The following is a 23393-nucleotide window of genomic DNA, read 5'->3' as shown; positions in this document are numbered from 1 at the left end:
ATAGGGCCGGGATAAAAGCAAAAGCAACCAGGCCGGGCGCGTCCTTACCAAAGGTGTAATCAATGAATCCCTATTTTCAATATTCCGGCGGCATCATCCCCGCGCTGCTCCTGCTGGTGGCGCTCTTCTTCCTGTTCGTGTTCCTGCCGGTCTCCCTGGTGGCCGACGCCTTTTCCAAGCTGGGGCTGACTCCGGCCCAGGGCGTGCTCATGCTCATCGCCATTCTGCTCGGGCGGATGATCAACATTCCGGTGCACACCAGCGAACGGCTGGTGGTGGTCACCCGGCCCCGGACCGTGAGCTTCGGCATGGACGAGGGCGGCCGTCCGGTGCGCATCGAAGAGGAGGCCGAGAGCGAGCTCAAGAAGCAGGTCTTCGCCCTCAACGTGGGCGGCTTCCTCATGCCCCTGCTTTTGAGCGTGACCTTCATCATCCGCCAGCACATGATCTTTCAGGCGGGCGGGGTCTACCCCTGGATCGGATTCGTCCTGCTCATGGTCGCGGCCGGGTGTTACGCCATGTCCAAGCCCGACCCGTTCACCGGAATGCGCATCCCGCTGGTCCTGCCCGCCCTGATCACCTTTGCGTGCGTCTATTTTCTCGTGCCCCCCGAGTTCCGCCCCGTGGCCGCCTACGTGGCCGGGACCATGGGGGCCGTGCTCGGCGGCAACGTCATCCCGCTCATGGTGCCGCGCTTCCGCAACCGCGTAGGGACGGAGATGGTCTCCATAGGCGGGCCCGGCACCTTCGGCGGCGTGTTCGTGGCGGGCATCCTGTCGGTCCTGCTGGCCTGATAACCAAGGGAGTAATCATGACCTGCAAAAGCCTGAATCTCAGTCTTGCCGTCCCGGTGAACAAGGGAGGCTTCGTCCATCTCCGCGCCGGAGACGGCGTCCTGTCCCCGGCGGCCGCGACCACGGACACGCTCCGTCCCGGCCTGCGCGCGGGCGACAAGTTGGCCGGGGAGGGCGGTTCGTTCAAGGTCCGCTCGGCGACCTGGCTGGCCGCGGGGCCGGGGAGGGCGTCGCAGCCCCTGTACCTGCTCGAGGCCATGGACGACATGGCGGCGGGAAACGGGACCTTCGAGGTTTCGCGCACCGGATACGCCCTGGCCTGGATCACCCTGAGCGACAAGGGCGCGCGCGGCGAGCGCGTGGACGAGTCCGGCCCGCTGGTGGGCAGGCTGGTGGGCGAGGTCCTTGAATTGAACAACGTCCAGGGCTTCGTCATCCCGGACGAGACCGCGCAGCTCAAGGGACTGCTCGTCGACCTGGCTCTGAATCAGGGGTTCGACCTCATCCTGACCACGGGCGGCACGGGGGTGGCCCCCCGGGACGTTTCCCCGGAGGCGACCCTGGCCGTCATAGAGAAGAGGCTGCCCGGCTACGAGCGGGCCATGACCATGGCCAGCCTGGCCAAGACCCCGCACGGGGCCATTTCGAGGGCCGTGGCCGGGACCCTGGGCCACGCGCTCATCGTCAACATGCCCGGCAGCCCCAAGGCCGTGGCCGAGTGTCTGGAACCGCTGCTGCCGACTTTCCGGCACACATTGGAGAAGCTTCAGGGCGATCCGTCGGACTGCGCCGCTTTGCGTGACGGTTGACGTTTTGTCTTGCGACCTCCAGAAAAAGTCGTTAAATAGTTGGGTTGATGATTGTTGATGGTTCAACTTAACGTGCAATTTCAGGCAGGAATCCCAATATGAACCGTACACGGTTTTTGTTTTTCGCTTTCATCCTTACGGCCCTTGTGGCGTCAGCCGGGATCGCTTTCGCTCAGGACGCCGACCCCGCCATGGACAAGGATTCGGCCGAGAACCTCTCCGGCCCCTTTGATCTGGAGCGGTGCGTGCAGCGGGCCCTCGGGTACAATCCGAACATGCAGTCCATTCGCGCCCAGCTGCGGGGTGCCGAACACGGCCAGCGGTCCGCTCTCGGCAAGTTCGGGCCGACCCTGAGCGGTACCTACGGGTATACCTTTTACAATCGCGATTATCAGTACAGCGGCAAGGACGGCGACTGGGTCGCCTCCCTGAACCTGACCCAGCCGATCTTCCAGGGCTTCAACCTTTTGGCCAACTGGCAGAAGGCCAAGCTGAACCGGGAGTCCACCGAGGCCTCGCTGACCAACGTGGAACTGACCTTGATCGAGAGCGTGCAGTCCAACTACCTTTCCCTGCTCAAGGCGCGCATGGACGTGAAGAGCGCCGAGGACTCCGTGGCCCGCCTGGAATCTCAGCTCAAAGTGACCAGCGCCTTCTACGAGGTCGGCCTGCGGCCCAAGGCCGAGGTCCTGGACGCGGAGGTCGACCTGGCCACCGCGCGACAGGATCTGCTTCAGGCGCGCAACTCCGTTTCCATCCAGACGACCCAGCTCAATACCTTGCTGAACATTCCCCTGGAGGCTCCGATTCAGTACGTGGGGGAACTGACATACACCCCTTTCGGTCTGACCCTCAAGGAATGCCTGACCCGGGCCTACGATCACCGGCCCGACCTGCTCATGGGCGAGAAAAGCGTTGAGATGGCCCAGAAGGACGTGACCATGTCCGAAAGCAGCTTCTACCCTTCGGTCAACGGCCACTGGGACTACGTCACCCGCGGTGACGACGCCGGCGTCAACGGCAGCGGCTACAGATCCGAGGAGTCCGGTGAATACTGGACCGCAGGCGTGGACGCCTCCATGGACATTTTCCAGTGGGGAGCCGACTACTACGAATCCAAGCAGTACGACGAGATGGTCAAGCAGATGCAGGCCGACCTGGAAAACACCAGGCTCAACGCGGGTTTCGAGGTCAAGAGCGCCATTCTGAACCTGCAGGAGGCGGCCGACCGCATCTCCGTGGCCAAGAAGTCTGTCGTGGCGGCCGAAGAGGCCTATCGCATGGCCGTGGCCCGCTACCAGGCCCAGGTGGGCACCAACACCGACGTGCTCAACGCCCAGGAGCGGCTGAGCATGGCCGAGGCCCAGCTCTCGCAGGCCCTGGCCGACTACGGAACCGCCTTGTCCGCCCTCTACGTGGCCATGGGCGAGAAGAACCTCGGCCTCAAGGAGATCAAGTAGCATCGTGTTTTCCGGCCGTAAACGCACCTGGCAAGCCAGGGGCATGGAGTGCGAGAAGTGCGGTCAGGACCTGACCGCCTACCGGGGATGCCGCGAGGTCACGCTGAAGTGCCCATCCTGCGGCAAGGTCTATGATCTCAGGGAGTTCTCTTCCAGAATGGACGACGACTTCGAGGAGGAAATGGGTTTTGTGCCCATGGACCGAATTTGACGCAAAGCCCGAAAGGCGCATGAAACGCGCGGCCATCGAAACGACGTTGGCCGCCGTTTTCTTTTGTTGCCTGGGGCTGTTGGTTCTGGCCGGACCGGCCGAGGCCGGGAGCCTGTGGGACCCGCTGGTGGACCGCCTGTCCGCCGACGGGCTGGAGCGGCGCAAGATCGCCTACCTCTTTTCCAGCCCGGACCTCGAGTTCCAGCCCGAGATCATGGCCCGCAAGATGAACGTCCTGCTGCACACCAGGATGTCCGCCCGGAAGCCGGGGCCCCAGCCCGAGCCCGAGGTCATGGACCGCTACCTCAATCCGCTGCTCATCGCCGGGGCCTACGCCTTCTATCGCGAGCACCGGGCGGAGCTGGCCGTTATCCACGAGAAATTCGGAGTGCCGGGCGAGATCCTGACCGCGCTCATGCTCATCGAATCGCGCCTTGGCATGACCGTGGGCGACTACAACGGCTTCACCATCCTGGCCTCCATGGCCCTGGCCGGGGATTTCGAGCTCATCCGCGACCGCATCGACGCGGTGGACGTGCCCGGCGAAACTCTGGACTGGCTGAAGAAAAGGACCAGGGAGAAGGGGGACTGGGCCTACGAGGAGCTCAAGGCGCTCATCCGCTACGCCCGGGCCAACGGCCAGGACCCGCTGACCATCCGCAGCTCCGTGTACGGGGCCATCGGACTGTGTCAGTTCATGCCCACCAGCGCCGAGCATTACGGCCGCGACGGGTCCGGCGACGGCCGCGTGGATCTGTTCGAGACCCGGGACGCCCTGTACTCCATGGCCAACTTCGTGGCCGAGCACGGCTGGAAGGACTCCATGACCGAGGCGCAGAAGCTCAAGGTCATATACCGTTACAACCACTCCGAGAGCTACGCCATGACCGTCCTGGCCGTGGCCGACCGGATCGCCAAGACCCGTGAGCTGTTCGGCGGCTGACCGGGATCAGTCCCCGTCCACGAGGCTCTGGTAAAGATTCAGGGTCCGCTTGAGGAATTCGTCCAGCGTGAGTTGGGACATGGTCCGCTTCTGGGCGGCCATGACCTGTTCGCGCAGGCCGCCGTCCCCGGCCACCGCGCCCACGGCTTCGGCCAGGGTCTGGACGTCCCCGGGCTTGACCAGCACGGCCGGGTCCACCAGGTCCGGCATGACCCCCACGTCGGTGGACACCAGCGGGCGTTCGGCGGCCATGATCTCCAGGGCGGAGCGGGCGATGGCCTCGGACCACAGGGAGGCGACCACGCCGACGTCGAGGGCGCTGATACAGGCGGCCACGTCGTCGCGTCTGCCGCTGATGCGGGTGATGTCCTCGATCCCGGCGTCGCGGATGTGCGTCTTGATCTGGTCGCTGGTCATGGCCGTGTCGAAGCCGATCAGGAAGAGGCGGATGTTGTCCATGCCGCGCCCGCGCAGTTCGGCCACGGCCTCGATGGTCTCCTTGTGCCCCTTGACCCGGTCGAAGCGGCCGAGCAGGCCGACCACCATGTTGTCCGGTCCGAAGCCGAATTCCTCGCGGACGCGTTCGCGCCCGGCCTGGTCGAAGTGGAATTTAGCGGTGTCCACGCCGCCGTGGATGAGCCACACTCCGTGCCCGGGGGTGCGCATCCGGTGCAGGAAATAGTCGGCCATGCGCCGGTTGGTGACCACCACGGCGTCCGCCACCCCCGCGTGAAGCCAGCGGTTGAGGGCGTCCGAGCGCGGCGGGCGCTGGTCGCCCCGGGTGCGCACCAGCCGGTAGTGAAAGCCGAAGAGCTTGAGCAGTCCCCAGAGGAAGAATCCTTCCCCCCGGTGGCAGTCGACGATATCCGGACGGTGCGTCCGTAAAAGTTGTATGATATGCCTTGCGGCACCGGCGAAGCGCACGGGATTGGTGGTGTTCAGATCCACGGCAACGGTGCGCAGTCCGGCCTCCCGGGCCGCGGCCTCGGACTGGGTCCCGGCCTGGGTCAGGACCAATACATCGTGGCCCGCGTCGGCCAGGAGCTTGCTCAGGGTGATGGCGTACCACGCCGTCGCGTTGAACCAGCGGACATTGATGACTTGAAATATTCTCATTGATTGCGCCTGGGTGGACTGTTGGATACACAACATGACAGTTCGCGACGGCGAAGGCAAGGGCTCACATACATGAAAAACAGTCTGGTCTCCATCATCCTGCCCACCTACAACCGGGCCCAATACCTCGGCAGGGCTCTCGAATCCGTCCTGGCCCAGACCTACGCCAACTGGGAGTGCCGGATCATCGACGACGGCTCCACCGACGACACCGAAGCGGTCCTGGCCCGGTTCGACGACCCGCGCATCCTCTGCCTCCGCCAGGAGAACCAGGGCGTGTCCGGGGCGCGCAACACCGGCATCGCCGAGTGCCGGGGCGAGGTCGTGGCCCTGCTCGACTCCGACGACGAGTGGCTGCCCGGCAAGCTCGAAACCCAGCTTTCCTACATGGCCGAGCACGGTTACGAGATCTGCCAGACCGAGGAGATCTGGTACCGGGGCGGCAAGCGGGTCAATCAGCCCGTCCGGTACGCCAAGCCCGAAGGGTGGTTCTTCGAGGCCGCGCTGGAGATGTGCCTGATCAGTCCGTCGTGCACCATGTTCACCCGCGCGGCCTGGGAGGTCATGGGCCCCTTCGACACGGCCATGCCCTCCTGCGAGGACTATGACATGTGGCTGCGCGCCTGCCTGCACTTCCCGGTGGGGCTGGTCCGCGAGCCCCTGACCCTGAAGCACGGCGGCAGACCGGACCAGTTGTCCGTGTGCGTGCCGTGCGCCGACCTGCACCGCATCCGTGCGCTGGTAAAAATCCTGCAAAGCCGAAAACTTGACGAAAAGCAGCACCAATCTGCCCTGGATTCCCTGCGCCGCAAGGTCGACATTTACATGCAAGGGTGCGAAAAGAGAGACAAAAAGGATGAGGCCGAGCGTGTTTGGACCCTGTTTTGCATGGTCCGCGAGGGGAAAGAAATTCCCCTGAATACGTTGAGTTAGCGCATGCCGGACGGCACCGTGCCGCCGAGCGTGCCTTTTCCATTGCAAACGACGCCGCCGCAAGGCGTGAGGTGGACCCGTGCCGACCCTAGCCAATCTCCTGGATACCCTTCCCGTCATCAACCAGTCCCGGCTGGTGGCCTCCGGTTTCGGCATCTGGGTGGCCTGGAAGGGCAAGTTGCACAGCGCCGTGGACAGCACCCTTCAGGAATACGGCGCCCTGTGCGTGGCCAAGGATCTGGACCAGGCCCTGTGGTACTGCAACACCGTGGAGGTCTTCCGGGCCCTGGCCCGGCTCCAGGTCTGGGCCAGGGTCAACCCCATGCCGGTGTTCTGCCAGATGGTGCCCCTGACCTTCCTGGTGGGCTACGACATGGAATACTCCGTGTCCCTGTCCGTGGAGCTGGACCGCCAGAGCGTGGTCCCGACCGACGATTTCGAGGTGGTCGTCCACCCCAAGCTCAAGGCCCAGGTCCAGTCCGTGGCCGGGCTGACAACCGAGGCGGCCGGGCGCACGGACGGGCTGGCCAACGTGGAGTGGCTGCGGCTGGTCGCGGACCAGGGGCTGGACTACGAGTCCACCTTGCGCTGGTTCTTCATCATCAAGCCGCTGGGGCGCATGTCGGACAAGGAGAGCATCCTGGGCTGGCGCGATTTTTCCACCGACGTCATCGAGCTGCTCCAGCGCCTCGGGCTCAAATACATCTCCGACGTCAAGGAGGGGGCGCTCTTCCTGCCGCTGGAAAGCTTCCGGCTGCTCAAGAGCTTCACCACCGAGATGATGAATCTCATTCGGCACAACAAGGAGGCCCCGGACAAGAAGTACTGGCCCGTGGTCATGGCCGCCGTGCCCCAGGGCGATCTGCACTTCACCGCCGACCTGCCCCGCAAGGTGGGGCTGGACTGGAACCGGCTCACCCCGGACTATCCCCACGTGCGCTTCATGGACGGGTTCCTGCTCTCGCCCTGGTTCCGCATGAACGAGGCCCGCTACGGCGCGGGCTCGGTCAATCTGGATTCCTGGTGCACCCTGGCCCTCAAGGACGGTGACGACGGCGCGGGCTACGGGACCATGCAGGTGGCCCTGCCCAACGCCCTGGTGGCCTCGGACGGGGATCACGAATGCTTCTATTGCGGGCTCAAGAACCACAAGGCGGCCGATTGTCCGAGCAAGCGGATCGCCACCCCGCAGCCCCAGGTCTGGCGGCTGCTGGCCAAGGCGGACATCAACGATTTTTCCGACGGATTCTCCGGCCTGGACAAGGACGTGTCCAAGGATGATTTCGTCTCCTCCATCCTCCGGGTCATGGAGTCGAGAAACGATCTGGAGAGCCTGCTGGCCCGTGCGGTCTTCGAGATCAACTCCCCGGTCCAGCTGCGCACCCTGAAGCTCGTCTGGCGCAGCCGGGGCAAGGAGTGGGAGGACGGCTTCAAGCAACTCGCTCCCCAGGAAGGGGATTACATCTGGGAGGCCATGGAAAATCTCGAGCATGGGGCCATGGAGGAGGCGGAGAAGATGCTCAAGGAGGCCCAGGTCAAGTATCCGAGGAGCTACCAGCCCCAGTCCCTGTGGGGCTACTGGCACATGGAGGGCGGCGACCTGAATCAGGCCATGTTCCATTGGCAGGAGGCCGAGCGCATGAGCTACACGACCATGCAGCAGGGGTGCATGGCCTTCCTTCAGGCCCGGCTCATGGAGGTGGAGGGCAACTACAAGGATGCCATCAACACCTACAAGCGGGTCAATTCCCTGTCGCCAACCTGGCTCCAGCCCGTCTACCGGCAGGCCGTCTGCATGGTCAAGATGGGCTTCACCGGCCAGGCCATGGATACCCTGTTCGACCTGATGGCCCGCGACCCGAACATCTTCAACCGCATCCTGGTGGACCCCGAGCTCGACCGGGGCAGGGTGCAGCTCCTGAGCGCCATGTGGGAGAAGTGGCACGAGGCCGAGACCACGGTGGAGTCCACCCGTACGCTGGTGGAGGAGCTGACCGACGACATCGCCAGGCGGTTCGACGAGAACCATCCTTATTTTGAAACGGCCAACGAGGAACTGGACAGGCTGCGCAATTTCAGCCGGACCAACAACTATGTGGCCTACCACCAGCTGCTCAAGGGCACGGAAAAGTTCCAGACCGCGCTGGACGACGAGGTCCGGCGCGAGATCAAGCGGGTCAACGCCAACATCGAATACCTGGCGGAACGGGTGCGCGACATCCAGCGCGAGGCCGCCTGGTTCCCCTTTCCCAAGCTGCTTTTGGAGTTCAACAAGGAATTCAACTACTGCGTGGACAAGATCAACTGGATACGCACCCAGCGCCTGCACGACGCGGACAACTTCCGCAAGTCGCTGCGCTTCGTGGAGGAGGTCGAGGAACACATCGACAGCCTCCAGGGCCGCCTGGTCACCCTGCGCATCATCCGCGACTCAACCCTGTTCATCCTCATGCTCGGACGCAATTTCATCTGGCTCGAACTCCTCGGGCTGGGCGCGTTGCTCGTCGCCGTGCCGTCGCTCATCTATTTCACCCAGAACATCGAGGGCAACATGATCCTCGACACCATCAAGGATCCGAGCCAGCGCTGGGAAATATCCAAGGGGCTGATCATCATCCTGAGCATCCTGTGCGTGGCCATGGCCGCGGTCAAGAGCGCGGTGACCTTCGACAAGCGCAAGCGGGAGCTGTTCACCCAGGTCGAGAAGGAAACGCGCAAAACCCGCAAGCGGCGATGATCTTTTCACGCCGTCCCTTCCCAAGAATCCCGTTCTCGGGTTATGCTCCTGCCTGATGAAGTAAATCCGAAGCGGGAGGCGTCATGCATAAATTGGTATTGATCCGGCACGGGCAGAGCGAGTGGAACCTGGAAAACCGGTTTACCGGCTGGACCGACGTGGACCTGACCGAACAGGGCGTGCGTGAGGCCGTGGACGGCGCGCGACTGCTCAAGGAGGAGGGATTCACCTTCGACGTGGCCCACACCTCCCTGCTCAAGCGGGCCATCCGCACCCTGTGGCTGGTCCAGGACGAACTTGACCTCATGTGGCTGCCGGTCTTCAAGACCTGGCGGCTCAACGAGCGCCATTACGGCGCGCTCCAGGGGCTGAACAAGGCCGAGACCGCCCAGAAATACGGCGACGAGCAGGTTTTTGTCTGGCGCCGCAGTTTCGACACTCCGCCGCCCGAGCTTGAACCCGACGACGGGCGCTTCCCGGGCAACGACCCGCGCTACGCGGACCTCGCGCCCGGAGAACTGCCGCGCTGCGAGAGCCTCAAGCTGACCATCGACCGGACCATGCCCTACTGGTTCGACGCCGTCGCCCCCCAGGTGCGCGCCGGGCGGAAGGTCCTCATCGTGGCCCACGGCAATTCCTTGCGCGGGCTGGTCAAGTTCCTGGACAACATGTCCGACGAGGCCATCACCAAGCTGAACATTCCCACGGGGTTGCCCCTGGTCTACGAGCTCAACGACGACCTGACCCCCATTCGGCACTACTACCTGGGCGACCAGGAGGCCGCGGCCAAGGCCGCCGAGGCGGTTGCCAACCAGGCCAAGGGGGGGTAAACAACAGCGGTCATGGACCGGAACGGATTCACCCGCGCATTGCTTCAATGGTACGACGCCGAACACAGGGACCTGCCCTGGCGGCGCGACCCGAGCCCGTACAGGGTCTGGGTCTCCGAGATCATGGCCCAGCAGACCCAGATGGACCGGGTGGTGGAGTACTACAAGCGGTGGATGGACCGGTTCCCGGACGTCCGCTCACTGGCCGAAGCCCATGAGGAAGAGGTTCTCAACCTCTGGGAGGGGCTCGGCTATTATTCCCGCGCCCGCAACCTGCACCGCGCGGCCGTATTGATCCAGGATCAATTCAACGGCGAATTCCCACACGATTTCGCGGACATCCATTCCCTGCCCGGCGTGGGCGAGTACACGGCCGGGGCCGTGGCCTCCATCGCCCTGGGGCAGCGCGAGCCGGCCGTGGACGCCAATGTCCTGCGGGTCTTCGCCCGGCTCCTGGACATGGATATTCCGGTTCGGGACAGGGCAGGGCGCAACATGGTCGAAGACGCGGTCCGGCGGCTCATCCCCGAAGACCGGCCCGGCGACTTCAACCAGGCGATCATGGAGTTCGGGGCTCTGATCTGCCGCAAGAACCCGCGTTGCGAGGCGTGTCCGGTGCGTGCGTACTGCCGGGCGTATGCATCGGGCACGGTTCCGCTGAGGCCGGTCCTGCCCGTGCCCAAGGAGGCCATCCGCATCGACATGGCCACCGGCTTTCTGGTCCATCGGGGCAGGGTGCTCATCCAGAAGCGCAAGCCCGACGACGTCTGGCCCGGTCTGTGGGAGTTCCCGGGCGGATGCGTCGAGCCGGGCGAGACCGCCGAGCAGGCTCTCAGGCGCGAATACCTGGAAGAGGTCGAGCTGGCCGTGGAGCCGGTGGAGAAGATCACCGTGGTCCGTTACAGCTACACCCGGTACCGGGTGACCATGGACTGCTTCCTGTGCCGCTACGACGGCGAGCCCTCGGAGCCGGTTTTTCACGAGGCGGTCAAGGGCGGGTTCGTGCGTCCCGCCGAGCTGTCCGATTATGCCCTGCCTTCGGGCCACCGCAAGCTGGTGGACCGCATGCTCGCCGATATGCGCTTCTCTCACCTTTTCAAGTCCTGATTCCCAGCGAATTCGCCATGCTGTGTCCATAGGCACGGCCCTTGCTTCTCTCCTTGCGCACCCCTTTGCGGGGTCAATGTTTTGACGTTCTCAGCGCAGGAGCAGCTTATGTCCATTGGCAAGATCGGCGGGTACGATATCCCCAAAGCGGCGCAGAATGCGCCAGCCGCCCGCGACGGCGAACGGCTGGCCATGAAGGCCGCCTTCGACAACCAGATGAGCATGGCCCAGGCACTTTTCGGCAACGGGGCCGACAAGTCCGGAGAAGGGGGGGGGGGCTTCGACGTCTCCATCATCAACGACTCCCAGATGCTCGAGGCGCTGTCCGCCCTTTCCCGCATCATGCGTGACGAGGCGGGCCTCAAGGCGCCGCTTGTCCGGCCCCGGACCGACGCGCAACCCGCTGCGGATATCTCCCGGCCCGCAACCAACGCCCATACTCCCGGCGCACTGGCCGCCCGGTTCGAATCGGGCGAGGCGGGCGTGGCTGCCGTCGGCTACGACCGCGTGGGCGGGACCTCCTACGGTAAATACCAGATCGCCTCCAAGCCCGGCACCATGGACGAATTTCTGTCCTATCTCGACGAAAACCGGCCTGAATGGGCTGACCGGCTGCGCGACGCCGGGCCCGCCGACACCGGCTCCAAGCAGGGCGGCATGCCTTCGGTTTGGCAAGCCATCGCCACCGAAGATCCGGCCGGGTTCGAGCAGGTCCAGCACGACTTCATCGCCCGCCAGACCTATGATCCGGCCCGGAATATGATCCTCGACCGCACCGGCCTGGATTTCAACAGTGCGCCGCCCGCGCTCCAGGAGGTCCTCTGGTCCACCTCGGTCCAGCACGGTCCGACCGGCGCGGCCAATATCTTCAACAAGGTCATCGACCGCTTCCTGCACAAGGGCCAGAACGACGACTTCAACGCCCAACTCATCAAGGGCGTGTACGAATCCCGTAAAAATCAGTTCGGCTCATCCTCCGCCCGCGTCCAGAAAAGCGTGGCCCACCGCATGGATTCCGAAAAACAACTCGCCCTGAACATGCTCGAAAAGATGTCCGTCAACCGCATGGTTTAGGATGCCTCCGGCGGCCAGGGGGAAAGGGGAGAGAGGGAACCTTTTGAGAAAAAGGTTCCCTCTCTCCCCTTTCCCCCCCCTGGACCCCCCAATCCCCTCTTTCCCTCCCAAACTTTTTGTATGCGCATTCGCGCGTGTGGCGGGTGGAGGTAAGAAAGACCTTTTCTTTTCGTTTCTTCAGGATAGGTAAATCGTCAGGAATAGAAACGGGATAGATGCTGTCGCACATCCGCGAAGCGGCGCTAGAAAGTTTAGGAAAGGATGGGGGTCTGGGGGAAGGGGAAGGAAAAGCCCTTTTCAAAGGGTTTTCCTTCCCCTTCCCCCAGCCGCCGGAGGCATTCCTAGCCTAACTTTTCTTCAAGCGACGGGTCGAGGTCGACGCGCAGGGTGCCGAGTTTGCGGTCCACGGCGACCTGGCCGAGGTTGAACCCTTTGACTTTGCGCACGTCCTTGACCAGGGCGTACATGATGTCGGCCTTGCCGTCGTCCTTGCGGTAGCTCTTGAGCCCGCAGAGGACGGCGGCCTGGATCAGGGAGGTTTCGGGCACTTCCTGGCCGGGATGGTCGCGTTTGAGGATGACGTGCGAGCTCGGGCCGTCCTCCACGTGGAACCAGTAGTCGAAGGGCGAGGCCGCCTGGCTGAGCATGTGGTGGTTGGCGGTCTTGTTCTTGCCCCGGATGACGGTGAACCCGTCGCTGGTGCGGAACAGGCGCACGGCCAGGCCCCGGAACCGTTTGGGCAGGGCGGCCGGGCCTTCGGGCTCGGGGGTTCCCCGCAAGGTCGCGGCGGGGTGGATTTCCAGGGTGCCGTCTTCCGCCTTGGAGAGCTGTGTGAGGAGCTCGCGGCGGCGGCGCTCCATGTGCGGGAAGCCGCGCTGTCCCTTGGCCGCCAGCTTGAAATAGCGCGTCATGTTCTCGGTGGGCGAGAGGAACGGGTTCAGCGGCACGGTCATGGGACCGTGCACCGGGTGGGTGACGTCAACGGACTCGAGGCCTTCGGCGTCCTTGAACCGGTAGAGTTCGGCCTGGAGCGCCTCGGCCTTGACCTGTTCGGCGACGAGCTGCTCAAGCCGCGCCTGCTCCTGGTCCAGGCTGGCGAGGTTGCGTCTGAGTTTCTTGCGCACGCGCTTGAGCTGGACGGTCTGGGCCTTGTCCTCCTCCATGTCGAGCAGGGGAAAGAGGGTGCGTTCGCCGTAGGCGCGGGCCGCGTCCAGGGCCGAAACGTGGGTTTCATCGTCCTTGCCGGACGGCCAGGCCGTGGGCGGCGACCATGTATCGCCGGACCGGGCGAGATGGAAGACGTCGGCCGAGGCCGTGGCCACCCGGAAATAGAGGGTGTGGGCGTCGTCTTCGGGCAGCCCGGCCAGAACCTTGCGCAGGGGCGGGGAGATGTGCGGGTATTCGCGCCAGATGTCCGGGTCTTCCAGGACGTCCTCCAGGGCGGGCCATTCCGGCTCGTGGGCGAAGGTCGGGGGCAGTTCGTCGGCCAGGGACATGCCGGTGCGGCAGTCGAGGATGAGGAAGGTTTTGCCGTCCGGATCGGTGCGCGGAGTGAGTTCCAGAGCCAGGCGCAGGTTGGGCCAGTCCGTGTGTGCGGCCAGGATCTTGCGGTTGCGCAGCCGTTTGCGGAACCACATGGCCATGGCCGGGGCGGTCTGTGGGTTGACCGGCTTGACGGGGGAGAGAAATAAATGGCCCGCCGATTTGGCGGGCCTGAAGATCAGGTGAAGGGGGTCGCCCGTGTTCTGGATGGCCAGCACCCAGACGCCGGGGGCCGGGCCGAATACCTTGTCTATTCGGCGACCGGCAAGGGTGGACGAAAGTTCCGCGCTCAGGAAGCGGAAGAAATTGGCTTCCATGGCCGTCTCCGTCCAGGCGAAGCCGGACGGCTAGTCGCCGCGTACGGCCTCGTCCTCTTCCTGTTTGCTTTTGCAGTTGATGCACAGCGTGGTCATGGGCCGCGCCTTGAGCCGGGCGATGGAGATGTCGTCGCCGCATTCCTGGCAAATGCCGAACTCGCCATCTTCGATGCGGTTGACGGCCTGCTGGATTTTCTTGATCAGCTTTCGTTCGCGGTCGCGCAGACGCAGTGTGAAGGCGCGGTCGCTTTCGGCCGTGGCCCGGTCCGCCGGATCGGCGTACACTTCGCCCGATTCGGTCATGTCCTCGATGGTCGCCTCGCTTTTCTTGAGGATGTCATCGAGCATGCCGTCCAGGGTTTCCTTAAAGTACTTCAGGTCATTCGCTTCCATATGAACCTCCCCCTCTGTGAGTGAGCAGTCTGTTGAGGAGCTAAGGGTGCAACCCCTTTTCTACTGAATTAAAGCGCGTTGGTATACCAAAATGACCCAAAAAGTAAAGTCTTTCCATTAGGCCAAAAATTCCAGGGAGTTCATATAGCTCATAATTTCGAAAAAAACTAAAATACCCTTGACACCCAACGGGGCCACGGGTAAACAGTGGTTCGCTTTTGAGGGCGGGAATAACTCAGTGGTAGAGTGCAACCTTGCCAAGGTTGAAGTCGCGGGTTCAAATCCCGTTTCCCGCTCCAAAACGACGGCGACATAGCCAAGTGGTAAGGCAGAGGTCTGCAAAACCTCCATTCTCCGGTTCAAATCCGGATGTCGCCTCCACTCGGCGGGAATAACTCAGTGGTAGAGTGCAACCTTGCCAAGGTTGAAGTCGCGGGTTCAAATCCCGTTTCCCGCTCCAGCTAATTAAGCCGGTCTCCGCGAGAGACCGGCTTTTTTAGGGGAGCCCGCCGCCGAAGACACGCGGGAATAACTCAGTGGTAGAGTGCAACCTTGCCAAGGTTGAAGTCGCGGGTTCAAATCCCGTTTCCCGCTCCAGAAACGATCAGGCCGGTCCCAAGGGGGTCGGCCTTTTTCGTGTCTGTCATATTTTTTATCTCATTGATATAATTTTATAATCAAGAAAACATGACTTTTATGCGTCTTTTCGGACGCGCCCGGTATGGTCCGTGCAGATACGGGGCTGGACGGCAACAATTTCCCCAAAACCGCGACCGTTCGGACAACCATGAGCAAGACGAGCATACCCCACATCTTCGACCCGGCGCACGGCCCCGTTTCCGGCGCAATGGTCGGTTCGCCCCTGGCTTCGGCGGGCATGCAGGCCCGGAATTTCACGACCATGGTCGGCCTCCCGGCCCCGGCCATCGCCCCGGATTTCTACACGCCCGACGCCCTGGTCTCGGACGTGGAGCGGCTGTGCGACCCCGGCGAGCCCGTGTCCGACACCCGGCTGCTCAACGTGGCCGTCAAATATTTCTTCGCCTACGTACACGAGGACGCCCACCGCGACACCGTGCCCTACGGCGAACTGGCCGGGCTGTTCGAGCAGTTTTCGCGCCACCAGTCCATGAACGAGCCGGGCGACGACATCGAGGTCATGAACCGGCTGCGCATGTGGTCCTCGGTGCTCCGCGTGCTGGCCGACGCCCCGCGCGCGGCCCATGTCATGCGTGCGGTCCTGGCCCATGCGGACATCTGCCCGGGCAGCGGCCCGTTCGTGGGCGTGGACATCGGAGCCGGGACCGGCATCATGCTCCTGGCCTTGCAGATCCTGGCCCGGCGCAGCGGCTTCTCCGATATCCAGACCCTGGGCTACCAGTGCGACCCGGTGTCCGGGGAGCGGACACACGATCTGGTCCATTCGCTGGGCGCGGGCTCGGTCATGCTCGCCGATCCGGGCAGGCCCAACGCCTTCGGCATGGTCCGGGGCAGGGCGGTCAACTACGTGGCCAACGAGGTCATGGCCGGCATCCAGCAGTCCCTGGACGCGGACAACTGTTTTCACAAGTACAAGACCTTCCTCGATACCGTGGGCGACAGCCTGGACAACGCCGTGTTTTTCCCCGAAGGGCTCATCGCCCACAGCACCGCCACCCGCGCCTCGGTCATTCTGGCCCGCGAAAACGGCTTCCAGCCACCGGCCGAATACTTGACCGAACGGTTCATCCCCCAGGGGCTCATCCTCGAGGGCAAGGTCCTGCCCATGCACCGTCTCGGCAGCGACTTCTACCGCTACCTGACGTAATCCTAATAAGTATTATGAGATGAAGCCCGGTTCGCCGGGCTTTTTTTTGCGCCTCTGGCGGGCCCTCGCCGGGCGGGCGTCTCCGACGGCCAGGGAACCTTTTGGAAAAGGTTCCCTGGACCCTCCAAAACTTTTTGTCGCCGCTTCGTGGGGGATGATATTGTGGTTGCAATCATTCTCGTCTCTGCCCGACCGTACAGTCTCAACCGGCCGGGCGTCGGCGAAGAAGCAAGGCTTGCCTCGGCCCACCGCACGCGCGGATGCGCATATAAAAAGTTTAGGAAGGGAGAGGGGATGGGGGGTCGGGGGAAGGGGAGAGGGAAACTCTTTCCTCAAAGGGTCTCCCTCTCCCCTTCCCCCGACCGCCGGAGGCGTCCTCATCCCCAAAGAGCGATGACGGCGGCGCCTGTGGTCATGATGACGGTGCCGATCAGGCGGAAGCGGATGCCGGTTTCATGGAACAGGAGCCAGCCGTAGAGGACCGAGAAGAGGCCGGTGGTGCGTTTGATGGTGATCATGTAGGCCGCGGCCACCAGACTCATGGCCGTGTTGTGGCAGACCATTTCGGCAAAGACGATCAGTCCGGCCAGAGCGCCGAGCCGGTGATTGCGGGTGATGTTTTTGAGGGTCGCCTTGCCTGTCATGAGCAGAATGGCGGTCAGGATCAGGCCGTAGAGTATGAAGATGGTCACGGCCGCGAACAGGGGCGAGGAATCGAGGATCATGACCTTGCCGCCCACGGAGGTCAGGCCGTAGATGAAGGCGACGATGAGCATCAGGGCCGAGCCGGGTTCTTTCCAGATGGCCCTGATCGGACCCAGGTAGCCGTACCGGGTGGCGTCGAGGTTGAGCACGTAGCCGCCAAGGACAACCAGAAGCATGCCCATGATGCCTTGCGGGGTGAGGGTTTCGTCCAGGATAAGCCCGCCGGTGAACAGGACGAAGACCGGGGTGAAGCTCAGAAAAGGCAGGGTCAGGGACATGGGCGACATGCGGATGGCCGTGTAGTGCAGGATGATGGAGATCATGAGCAGGGGCAGGACCCAGGCCAGGGTCGGGAGAAAGCGCGGGCCGATGGCCGGGATGCCGACAAAGGGCAGGGCCAGGACCATGAGCGGCAGGGCGTAGAAATAGGGAATGAGGCTCATCTCCCAGGCCGAGAGATCGGAGAAGAACCGCTTCATCAGAGCGGCGTTGGAGGCCATGAAGAACGCCGCCCCCAGCGAGAGGACGAACCAGGTCACTGTATCAGATCCTCGGCGTCGGCCCGGGAACTGACCCCGCCTTCAAAGGACCAGGTGATGATGCTGCCCGATTTGTCTAGCTGCACGGTCAGGGTGAAGGGCTGGCGCTTGCCCTGGTAGTACCAGGCCATGATCGGGTTGGTGGAGGTGAAGCGCAGGTCGCGGAAGACGAACCGGGCCCCTTGAGGGGGGGCGGTCTCCTCCACGTAGGGCCACTTGGTGAACCATGCGTAGGTGGCGAACAGGGATTGCTGCTCGCCGAGCTTGCGCAGGAACGACTTGTCCGCCCGTCTGACGCGCAGGGGGGCGGCGGGCTCGCGGTCGCCGAACAGGTCCATGGTGTCCAGGAGGTAGTCAGGCCCGGCGGTGACGACCACCTTCCAGAACCGGGGCGCCAGGGCGTCCGGGGTGACGTGGACGTGGTCGTAGGCGATTCCCTTGGCGTCGAGGCGGTGGGCGTAGACGTTCTGGAGTACTGCTCCTGTGCCCATGTTGGCCAGGGGGTAGGCGAAGAACCAGGCCATGCCTACCAGGGCGATGGCGTGACGGTGTCTTTTCATCAGCCAGGCGGCGAGGATGAGGGCAAGGGCCGTCAGGGTGAAGACCGGGTCGATGATGAACGCCCCGTCCAGGGCGAAGCGGCGGTTGGAGAACGGGGCCAGGATCTGGGTGCCGTAGGTGGTGATCAGGTCGAGCCAGACGTGGGTCAGGGAAAGCGAGTAGAACAGGGCGGTGATCTTGATGAACGGCGTGCGCCGGGAGACGAGCCTGTACAGCCCGGCCAGGGTGAGCGCCAGGAGGAAGGTGCCGAAAAAGGAGGTGCTGATGCCCCGGTGGTAGAGCAGGTTGAATTCCGGGCCGTCGCCGAAGAAGATGTCCACGTCGGGAATCCAGGCCGCGAGCATGCAGGCGGGCACGAGGAATTTCGCTTCGGGGAACCACTTGCGCGCGGCCAGGCCGCCCATGAGTCCCGAGGAAAGATGCGTTACCGGGTCCATGACCCGGGGTATACCTTGCGCCGAATATATTGTAAAAAACAAACTTGCGGTTTGGGGGAGCCAAGGGTAAGGAGCGGAAACTTAGCAGAAAAGGAGCTCGACGCGCCATGTTGAAACCGTCCGTCGGCGTCGCCCTGGAAGGGCTGCCCTACATCGTCATCGCGGCATTCACCACCCTGATCTTCGCCATCATCGGCTGCTGGCCCGTGGCTGTTCTCGGCCTCGTCGCCACCGCCTTCATCGGGCATTTCTTCCGCGACCCCGAACGGGTCGGCCCGGAGGACGCCGAGGCCGTTTCCGCCCCGGCGGACGGCAAGGTCATCAAGGTCGGCCGGGCCGTGGACCCCGTGACCGGGGATTCCCGCCAGTACATCGCCATCTTCATGAACGTCTTCAACGTGCACGTGAACCGCATGCCGGTCAGCGGCAAGGTCGAGACGATCCGCTACATCCCGGGCAAGTTCTTCAACGCCTCCTTCGACAAGGCCAGCGAGGACAACGAGCGCAACATCGTGGTCGTCACCGGCAAAGGCAACCAGCGGTTCACCATGGTCCAGATCGCGGGCCTCATCGCCCGGCGCATCGTCTGCTGGGCCGAACCGGGCGACAAACTCAAGCGCGGCGAGCGGTATGGTTTGATTAAGTTCGGCTCAAGAGTTGACCTTTACATTCCGGATGGCTATGTACCAACTGTCAGCGTCGGTCAAAAGACCGTCGCCGGCGAGACGGTCCTGGCGGAAAAACGTCCCGCCTGATCCGGAGAATGCAAGTAACTGATCGCCATGTTTGAGGAAGATTTGCCGCGACATAAGAGTGTCTACCTCCTGCCGAACCTGCTGACCACGGCCAGCCTGTTTACCGGCTTTCTGGGACTGACCTGGGCCATCCAGGGGGACATCGCCTCCTGCGCCCTGTGCATCCTGGCGAGTTGCGTGTTCGACGGTCTGGACGGCAAGGTGGCGCGGATCACCAACACGCAGAGCGAATTCGGCGTCCAGCTCGACTCCCTGGCCGATCTGGTCGCCTTCGGCGTGGTCCCGGCGGTCATGTCCTATCTCTGGCTGTTGCACGACTTCGGCCGTCTCGGCCTGATGGCCGCCTTCCTGTTCATGGCCTGCGGAGCCCTGCGCCTCGCCCGGTTCAACGTCCAGGCGGCGACCACCTCCAAGAAGCATTTCGTGGGCCTGCCCATCCCGGCGGCGGCCTGCACCCTGGCCACTCTGGTGCTCTTCACCGACTACGTGCCGCAGGAATACCTGCACTCCGTGATCTCGGTGGGCACATTGGTCCTGGTCTACGTGTTGTCCTTCTTCATGGTCAGCACCATCCGCTTCTATTCCTTCAAGGAAATCAGCGCATTCAAAGCCCATCCCTTCAGCTGGATGGTGACCGCGATCCTGATCTTCTCGCTCATCGCGTCCCGGCCCAAGGTGCTCGGGTTCGTCTTTTTCCTGGGCTACCTCGTTTCCGGTCCGCTCTACACCCTTTTCCTACTATCCCGCAGAAGCAAGCGACTACTACGGGACAGCTCCAAGAAAGAGCTAGGCTAGCTCTCCTCATCCCATATTAGTACGTCGTACTGACCCTGATCGCCACGCTGCCCGCGCGGGTTTTGCGTTTGGCGGTTGCATACCGTTTGTCAAACATTTAGAACATACCCCCACACGGGGAACCATTTTGGAGGATACCATGGCAGAAAGAGTGTATGTATTCGACACCACCTTGCGTGACGGCGAACAGTCTCCCGGCGCGACCATGAACCTGGACGAGAAGATCCGCATGGCCCGCCAGCTGGAGACCCTGGGCGTGGACATCATCGAGGCGGGCTTTCCCATCGCCAGCCAGGGCGACTTCGAAGCGGTCCAGGCCATTGCGGCGGCCGTCGAGAAACCGCAGATCGCGGGGCTGTGCCGCGCCGTGACCGGCGACATCGACCGCTGCTGGGAAGCCATCAAGGAGGCCAGGCATCCGCGTATCCACGTCTTCCTTGCCACCAGCGAAATCCACATGAAGCACAAGCTGGGCAAGACCGGTGACGAGGTCATCGTCATGATCGACAAGGCTGTCCGCCATGCCCGGCAATACACAGAGAACGTGGAATTCTCGGCCGAGGACGCCTCGCGCTCGGACTGGGATTTCCTGGTCAAGGTTTGCGAGACCGCCATCGAGGCCGGGGCCAACGTGGTCAACGTCCCGGACACCGTGGGCTACACCCAGCCCTTTGAATACTACGACATGGTCAAATACCTCATGGACAACGTGAGCAACGTGGACAAGGCGGTCATCTCGGTCCATTGCCACAACGACCTGGGGTCGGCCGTGGCCAACTCCCTGGCCGCGATCAGGGCGGGCGCGCGCCAAGTGGAGTGCACCGTGCTCGGCATCGGCGAGCGCGCGGGCAACGCGGCGCTCGAGGATGTGGTCATGGCCCTGAACACCCGCAAGGAACTGTACGGGGTCGAGACAGGCATCGTCACCGAGCAGATCTTCCCGTCCTGCCGCCGCCTGTCCCAGATCATCGGCATGCCCATCCCGCCGAACAAGGCCATTGTCGGGGCCAACGCCTTTGCCCACGAGTCCGGTGTGCACCAGGACGGCGTGCTCAAGAACCGGCTGACATACGAGATCATGACTCCGGCCTCCATCGGCCTGACCAACAACGAGATCGTCATCGGCAAGCACTCCGGCTCCCACGCCGTGCGCAAAAAGGCCGAGGAGCTGGGCTACAGCCTGGACGAGGACCAGGTCAACGTGCTCTTCAAGGCGGTCAAGGATTTGGCCGACAAGAAGGAGCAGGTGTTCGACGAGGACGTGGAGGCGCTCATCCTGGAGTCGGTGTACCGCCGCAAGGACCGCTTCCGGTTGGTGGACATGTCCGTGTTCTCCGGCACCGGCGACGTGCCGCCGCACGCGGCCACGGTCATGGAATTCGGTGCCGAGGGCGAGGCCGAGGTCAAGCGGACCAGCAATTTCGGCGAAGGTTCCATTGACGCCGTGTTCCACTCCATCTACTCATTGGTGGGCGTTTCCCCGAAACTTGAAAGTTATACGGTCAACGCCGTGACCGAAGGCTCCGACGCCCTGGCCGGCGTCGCCGTGCGCATCGAGCACGACGGCGTCAAGGCCGTGGGCCGCGCCAACGACGGCGATGTGGTCAAGGCCAGCGCCTTGGCCATGGTCAACGCATTGAACCGCTTGGAAAAAGCGAAAGAGGAGAAATAGACAAATGGGTCAGACCTTAGCTGAAAAGATTCTGCAGAACCACACGGACGAGCAGGTTACCGGCGCGGGGCAGATCGTCCAGTGCAAGGTGGACATGGTCCTTGCCAACGACATCACCGCCCCCCTGGCGATCAAGTCCTTCAAGGCCATGGGCGCGAAGAAAGTCTTTGACCGGGACAAGATTTCCCTGGTCTGCGACCACTTCACCCCGAACAAGGACATCGACTCCGCCGAGCAGGTCAAGGTGGTCCGCGACTTTGCCGAGGAAATGGGCGTGACCCATTACTACGAGTGCGGCGAGGTCGGCGTGGAGCACGCGCTGCTGCCCGAGAAGGGCATCGTCGGCCCCGGTTACGTGGTCATCGGCGCGGACTCCCACACCTGCACGTACGGCGGCCTGGGCGCGTTCGCCACGGGCATGGGCTCCACCGACGTCGGCGCGGGCATGGCGCTGGGCGAGACCTGGTTCAAGGTTCCGCCGACCATCCGCGTGAACCTGACCGGCACCCCCGGCAAGTACGTCGGCGCAAAGGACTTCGTGCTCAACCAGATCGGTATTCTCGGCGTGTCCGGCGCGTTGTACAAGGCGCTCGAATACGGCGGAGAAGTGGTCGACAACATGACCATCGAGGGCCGCATGACCATCGCCAACATGGCCATCGAGGCGGGCGGCAAGGTCGGCCTGTTCCCGGTGGACCAAAAGACCTTGGACTACTCGTCCAAAGCCGGGTTCAAAGGCGGCGAGCTGATGACCCCGGACGCCGACGCCGTGTACGAGCGGGTGGTCGACATCGACGTCACCGGCATGGCCCCCCAGGTGGCCTGTCCGCACCTGCCCGACAACGTCAAGCCCGTGGACGAGACCGCCGGGCTCAAGATCCACCAGGCCGTCATCGGCTCCTGCACCAACGGCCGCATCGAGGACATGCGTGAGGCCGCCGAAGTGCTCAAGGGCCGCAAGGTCGATCCCAAGGTGCGCTGCATCATCCTGCCCGCCACCCCGTCCATCTGGAAGGCGTGCATGCAGGAAGGGCTGATGGAGATATTCATGGACGCGGGCTGTATCGTGGGCCCGCCCACCTGCGGCCCCTGTCTGGGCGGCCACATGGGCATCCTGGCGGGCGGCGAGCGCGCCATCTCCACCACCAACCGGAACTTCAAGGGCCGCATGGGCTCCCTGGAGTCCGAGGTCTTCCTGTCCAACCCCGCCGTGGCCGCCGCCTCCGCCGTGGCCGGCGAGATCATCAACCCCGCCAAGCTGTAGGAGGGTGCAATAATGAAAGTAACCGGAACCGCTCACAAAGTGGGCGACCATATCGATACGGACGCCATCATCCCGGCCCGCTTCCTGGTGACCACCGACGCCAAGGAACTGGGCGCCAACTGCATGGAGGGCCTGGAGGCCGGATGGGTCAAGCGCGTCAAGGAAAACGACGTCATGGTCGGCGGCGTGAACTTCGGCTGCGGCTCGTCCCGCGAGCACGCGCCCATTTCCATCCTGGGCGCGGGCATTCCCGTGGTCCTGGCCCACAGCTTCGCGCGCATCTTCTACCGCAACGGCTTCAACATGGGGTTGGTCCTGCTCGAGATCGGCGACGATATCGACAAGTTCAGCGACACCGATCAGATCGAAGTGGACACCGCCTCCGGCGTCATCAACAACCTGACCACCGGTGCGACCGTGCAGGCCGCCCCGGTCCCCCCGTTCATGCAGGAAATCCTCAACGCGGGCGGACTGGTCGAGTACGCCAAGAAAAAACTGGCCTAAGAAGGCCTTCGGCGGGCGGGGGAAGGGGAGGAAAAACCCTTTAAAAATGGCTCTTTCCTCCCCTTCCCCCGGGCCCCCATCCCCTCCT

The 23393-nt window shown here is 63.4% G+C and carries 21 protein-coding genes and 4 tRNA genes; 20 read left to right on the top strand and 5 right to left on the bottom strand.

What is annotated here, in order from left to right; genetic code table 11:
* Positions 1-62: 62 nt before the first annotated feature.
* The 5 genes from BerOc1_RS01360 (at position 63) to BerOc1_RS01340 (ending at position 4217) form a co-directional block, all read left to right on the top strand.
* Positions 63-794: a DUF1614 domain-containing protein gene (locus BerOc1_RS01360; protein WP_071543930.1), complete on the top strand. Its 732-nt coding sequence runs from the start codon at positions 63-65 to the stop codon at positions 792-794.
* 17 nt (positions 795-811) lie between these two features.
* On the top strand, positions 812-1603 hold the full coding sequence (locus tag BerOc1_RS01355; protein ID WP_071543929.1) for a MogA/MoaB family molybdenum cofactor biosynthesis protein: 792 nt from the start codon (positions 812-814) through the stop codon (positions 1601-1603).
* Between the two features lie 191 nt (positions 1604-1794).
* Positions 1795-3063, top strand: coding sequence for a TolC family protein (locus BerOc1_RS01350; RefSeq protein ID WP_242652818.1), 1269 nt, complete (start codon positions 1795-1797; stop codon positions 3061-3063).
* A gap of 4 nt (positions 3064-3067) precedes the next feature.
* The gene (locus BerOc1_RS01345; RefSeq protein WP_071543927.1) at positions 3068-3274 is read left to right on the top strand and encodes a dual CXXC motif small (seleno)protein; all 207 of its coding nucleotides are present in this window, start codon (positions 3068-3070) and stop codon (positions 3272-3274) included.
* Between the two features lie 19 nt (positions 3275-3293).
* A complete protein-coding gene (locus BerOc1_RS01340; RefSeq protein ID WP_242652816.1) occupies positions 3294-4217 on the top strand; it encodes a lytic murein transglycosylase in 924 nt (307 codons plus the stop codon).
* A gap of 6 nt (positions 4218-4223) precedes the next feature.
* On the opposite strand, the gene BerOc1_RS01335 is transcribed toward BerOc1_RS01340, so the two are convergent.
* On the bottom strand, positions 4224-5333 hold the full coding sequence (locus BerOc1_RS01335) for a glycosyltransferase family 4 protein (RefSeq protein WP_071543925.1): 1110 nt from the start codon (positions 5331-5333) through the stop codon (positions 4224-4226).
* Positions 5334-5405: 72 nt separating this feature from the next.
* Here BerOc1_RS01335 and BerOc1_RS01330 point away from each other — a divergent pair, with 72 nt between their 5' ends.
* The 5 genes from BerOc1_RS01330 (at position 5406) to BerOc1_RS01310 (ending at position 12014) form a co-directional block, all read left to right on the top strand.
* Positions 5406-6266, top strand: coding sequence for a glycosyltransferase family 2 protein (locus BerOc1_RS01330; RefSeq protein ID WP_071543924.1), 861 nt, complete (start codon positions 5406-5408; stop codon positions 6264-6266).
* Positions 6267-6345: 79 nt separating this feature from the next.
* The gene (locus tag BerOc1_RS01325; RefSeq protein ID WP_071543923.1) at positions 6346-9003 is read left to right on the top strand and encodes a tetratricopeptide repeat protein; all 2658 of its coding nucleotides are present in this window, start codon (positions 6346-6348) and stop codon (positions 9001-9003) included.
* An 83-nt stretch (positions 9004-9086) separates the two neighbouring features.
* Entirely contained in the window at positions 9087-9833 is a 747-nt protein-coding gene (gene gpmA, locus BerOc1_RS01320; protein ID WP_071543922.1) for a 2,3-diphosphoglycerate-dependent phosphoglycerate mutase, read from the top strand.
* A gap of 12 nt (positions 9834-9845) precedes the next feature.
* Positions 9846-10940 carry an A/G-specific adenine glycosylase gene (gene mutY, locus BerOc1_RS01315; RefSeq protein WP_071543921.1) on the top strand — a complete coding sequence of 365 codons (1095 nt, stop codon included), beginning with the start codon at positions 9846-9848 and terminating at the stop codon, positions 10938-10940.
* Positions 10941-11048: 108 nt separating this feature from the next.
* Complete coding sequence (locus BerOc1_RS01310; protein ID WP_071543920.1) at positions 11049-12014, top strand: VgrG-related protein; 966 nt, start codon at positions 11049-11051, stop codon at positions 12012-12014.
* A 341-nt stretch (positions 12015-12355) separates the two neighbouring features.
* Here BerOc1_RS01310 and BerOc1_RS01305 read toward each other — a convergent pair whose 3' ends face one another.
* Together BerOc1_RS01305 and dksA are read right to left on the bottom strand one after the other, a co-directional pair.
* Positions 12356-13873 (bottom strand): NFACT RNA binding domain-containing protein, encoded by a 1518-nt coding sequence (locus BerOc1_RS01305; RefSeq protein ID WP_071543919.1) that lies wholly within the window; start codon positions 13871-13873, stop codon positions 12356-12358.
* A 30-nt stretch (positions 13874-13903) separates the two neighbouring features.
* Positions 13904-14266 carry an RNA polymerase-binding protein DksA gene (gene dksA, locus BerOc1_RS01300; protein ID WP_071543918.1) on the bottom strand — a complete coding sequence of 121 codons (363 nt, stop codon included), beginning with the start codon at positions 14264-14266 and terminating at the stop codon, positions 13904-13906.
* A gap of 224 nt (positions 14267-14490) precedes the next feature.
* On the opposite strand from dksA, the gene BerOc1_RS01295 reads away from it, so the two are divergent.
* The 5 genes from BerOc1_RS01295 to BerOc1_RS01275 all read left to right on the top strand — a co-directional run bounded on the left by BerOc1_RS01295 (position 14491) and on the right by BerOc1_RS01275 (position 16073).
* Positions 14491-14565: transfer RNA gene (locus BerOc1_RS01295), tRNA-Gly, on the top strand.
* Positions 14566-14572: 7 nt separating this feature from the next.
* A tRNA-Cys gene (locus tag BerOc1_RS01290) sits at positions 14573-14647 on the top strand.
* Positions 14648-14651: 4 nt separating this feature from the next.
* Positions 14652-14726 (top strand) — tRNA-Gly (locus BerOc1_RS01285).
* A gap of 62 nt (positions 14727-14788) precedes the next feature.
* Positions 14789-14863 (top strand) — tRNA-Gly (locus tag BerOc1_RS01280).
* Between the two features lie 190 nt (positions 14864-15053).
* Positions 15054-16073 carry a hypothetical protein gene (locus tag BerOc1_RS01275; RefSeq protein WP_071543917.1) on the top strand — a complete coding sequence of 340 codons (1020 nt, stop codon included), beginning with the start codon at positions 15054-15056 and terminating at the stop codon, positions 16071-16073.
* A gap of 377 nt (positions 16074-16450) precedes the next feature.
* Here BerOc1_RS01275 and BerOc1_RS01270 read toward each other — a convergent pair whose 3' ends face one another.
* Together BerOc1_RS01270 and BerOc1_RS01265 are read right to left on the bottom strand one after the other, a co-directional pair.
* On the bottom strand, positions 16451-17317 hold the full coding sequence (locus BerOc1_RS01270) for a DMT family transporter (RefSeq protein WP_071543916.1): 867 nt from the start codon (positions 17315-17317) through the stop codon (positions 16451-16453).
* Entirely contained in the window at positions 17314-18315 is a 1002-nt protein-coding gene (locus BerOc1_RS01265) for a metal-dependent hydrolase (RefSeq protein WP_071543915.1), read from the bottom strand. The genes BerOc1_RS01270 and BerOc1_RS01265 overlap by 4 nt, the downstream gene beginning before the upstream one ends.
* Before the next feature lie 107 nt (positions 18316-18422).
* Here BerOc1_RS01265 and BerOc1_RS01260 point away from each other — a divergent pair, with 107 nt between their 5' ends.
* The 5 genes from BerOc1_RS01260 to BerOc1_RS01240 all read left to right on the top strand — a co-directional run bounded on the left by BerOc1_RS01260 (position 18423) and on the right by BerOc1_RS01240 (position 23305).
* Positions 18423-19070 carry a phosphatidylserine decarboxylase family protein gene (locus tag BerOc1_RS01260; protein WP_071543914.1) on the top strand — a complete coding sequence of 216 codons (648 nt, stop codon included), beginning with the start codon at positions 18423-18425 and terminating at the stop codon, positions 19068-19070.
* A gap of 27 nt (positions 19071-19097) precedes the next feature.
* Positions 19098-19865: a CDP-diacylglycerol--serine O-phosphatidyltransferase gene (pssA, locus tag BerOc1_RS01255; RefSeq protein WP_071543913.1), complete on the top strand. Its 768-nt coding sequence runs from the start codon at positions 19098-19100 to the stop codon at positions 19863-19865.
* A 139-nt stretch (positions 19866-20004) separates the two neighbouring features.
* Entirely contained in the window at positions 20005-21537 is a 1533-nt protein-coding gene (locus BerOc1_RS01250; protein WP_071543912.1) for a 2-isopropylmalate synthase, read from the top strand.
* A 4-nt stretch (positions 21538-21541) separates the two neighbouring features.
* Positions 21542-22801 carry a 3-isopropylmalate dehydratase large subunit gene (gene leuC, locus BerOc1_RS01245; protein WP_071543911.1) on the top strand — a complete coding sequence of 420 codons (1260 nt, stop codon included), beginning with the start codon at positions 21542-21544 and terminating at the stop codon, positions 22799-22801.
* A 12-nt stretch (positions 22802-22813) separates the two neighbouring features.
* Entirely contained in the window at positions 22814-23305 is a 492-nt protein-coding gene (locus BerOc1_RS01240; RefSeq protein WP_071543910.1) for a 3-isopropylmalate dehydratase small subunit, read from the top strand.
* Positions 23306-23393 lie beyond the last annotated feature (88 nt).

Source organism: Pseudodesulfovibrio hydrargyri, from assembly GCF_001874525.1.
Taxonomy (GTDB): domain Bacteria; phylum Desulfobacterota; class Desulfovibrionia; order Desulfovibrionales; family Desulfovibrionaceae; genus Pseudodesulfovibrio; species Pseudodesulfovibrio hydrargyri.
Note: the sequence above shows the minus strand (reverse complement) of the source record. Positions and strands in the feature narration are given on the sequence as shown.

Excerpts from the sequence above, each read along its gene's own strand:
- BerOc1_RS01360 (WP_071543930.1), top strand. The coding sequence starts at position 63 with ATGAATCCCTATTTTCAATATTCCGGCGGCATCATCCCCGCGCTGCTC.
- BerOc1_RS01355 (WP_071543929.1), top strand. The coding sequence starts at position 812 with ATGACCTGCAAAAGCCTGAATCTCAGTCTTGCCGTCCCGGTGAACAAG.
- BerOc1_RS01350 (WP_242652818.1), top strand. The coding sequence starts at position 1,795 with ATGGACAAGGATTCGGCCGAGAACCTCTCCGGCCCCTTTGATCTGGAG.
- BerOc1_RS01340 (WP_242652816.1), top strand. The coding sequence starts at position 3,294 with ATGAAACGCGCGGCCATCGAAACGACGTTGGCCGCCGTTTTCTTTTGT.
- BerOc1_RS01335 (WP_071543925.1), bottom strand. The coding sequence starts at position 5,333 with ATGAGAATATTTCAAGTCATCAATGTCCGCTGGTTCAACGCGACGGCG.
- BerOc1_RS01330 (WP_071543924.1), top strand. The coding sequence starts at position 5,406 with ATGAAAAACAGTCTGGTCTCCATCATCCTGCCCACCTACAACCGGGCC.
- gpmA (WP_071543922.1), top strand. The coding sequence starts at position 9,087 with ATGCATAAATTGGTATTGATCCGGCACGGGCAGAGCGAGTGGAACCTG.
- mutY (WP_071543921.1), top strand. The coding sequence starts at position 9,846 with ATGGACCGGAACGGATTCACCCGCGCATTGCTTCAATGGTACGACGCC.
- BerOc1_RS01310 (WP_071543920.1), top strand. The coding sequence starts at position 11,049 with ATGTCCATTGGCAAGATCGGCGGGTACGATATCCCCAAAGCGGCGCAG.
- BerOc1_RS01305 (WP_071543919.1), bottom strand. The coding sequence starts at position 13,873 with ATGGAAGCCAATTTCTTCCGCTTCCTGAGCGCGGAACTTTCGTCCACC.
- dksA (WP_071543918.1), bottom strand. The coding sequence starts at position 14,266 with ATGGAAGCGAATGACCTGAAGTACTTTAAGGAAACCCTGGACGGCATG.
- BerOc1_RS01275 (WP_071543917.1), top strand. The coding sequence starts at position 15,054 with ATGAGCAAGACGAGCATACCCCACATCTTCGACCCGGCGCACGGCCCC.
- BerOc1_RS01265 (WP_071543915.1), bottom strand. The coding sequence starts at position 18,315 with ATGGACCCGGTAACGCATCTTTCCTCGGGACTCATGGGCGGCCTGGCC.
- BerOc1_RS01260 (WP_071543914.1), top strand. The coding sequence starts at position 18,423 with ATGTTGAAACCGTCCGTCGGCGTCGCCCTGGAAGGGCTGCCCTACATC.
- pssA (WP_071543913.1), top strand. The coding sequence starts at position 19,098 with ATGTTTGAGGAAGATTTGCCGCGACATAAGAGTGTCTACCTCCTGCCG.
- BerOc1_RS01250 (WP_071543912.1), top strand. The coding sequence starts at position 20,005 with ATGGCAGAAAGAGTGTATGTATTCGACACCACCTTGCGTGACGGCGAA.
- leuC (WP_071543911.1), top strand. The coding sequence starts at position 21,542 with ATGGGTCAGACCTTAGCTGAAAAGATTCTGCAGAACCACACGGACGAG.
- BerOc1_RS01240 (WP_071543910.1), top strand. The coding sequence starts at position 22,814 with ATGAAAGTAACCGGAACCGCTCACAAAGTGGGCGACCATATCGATACG.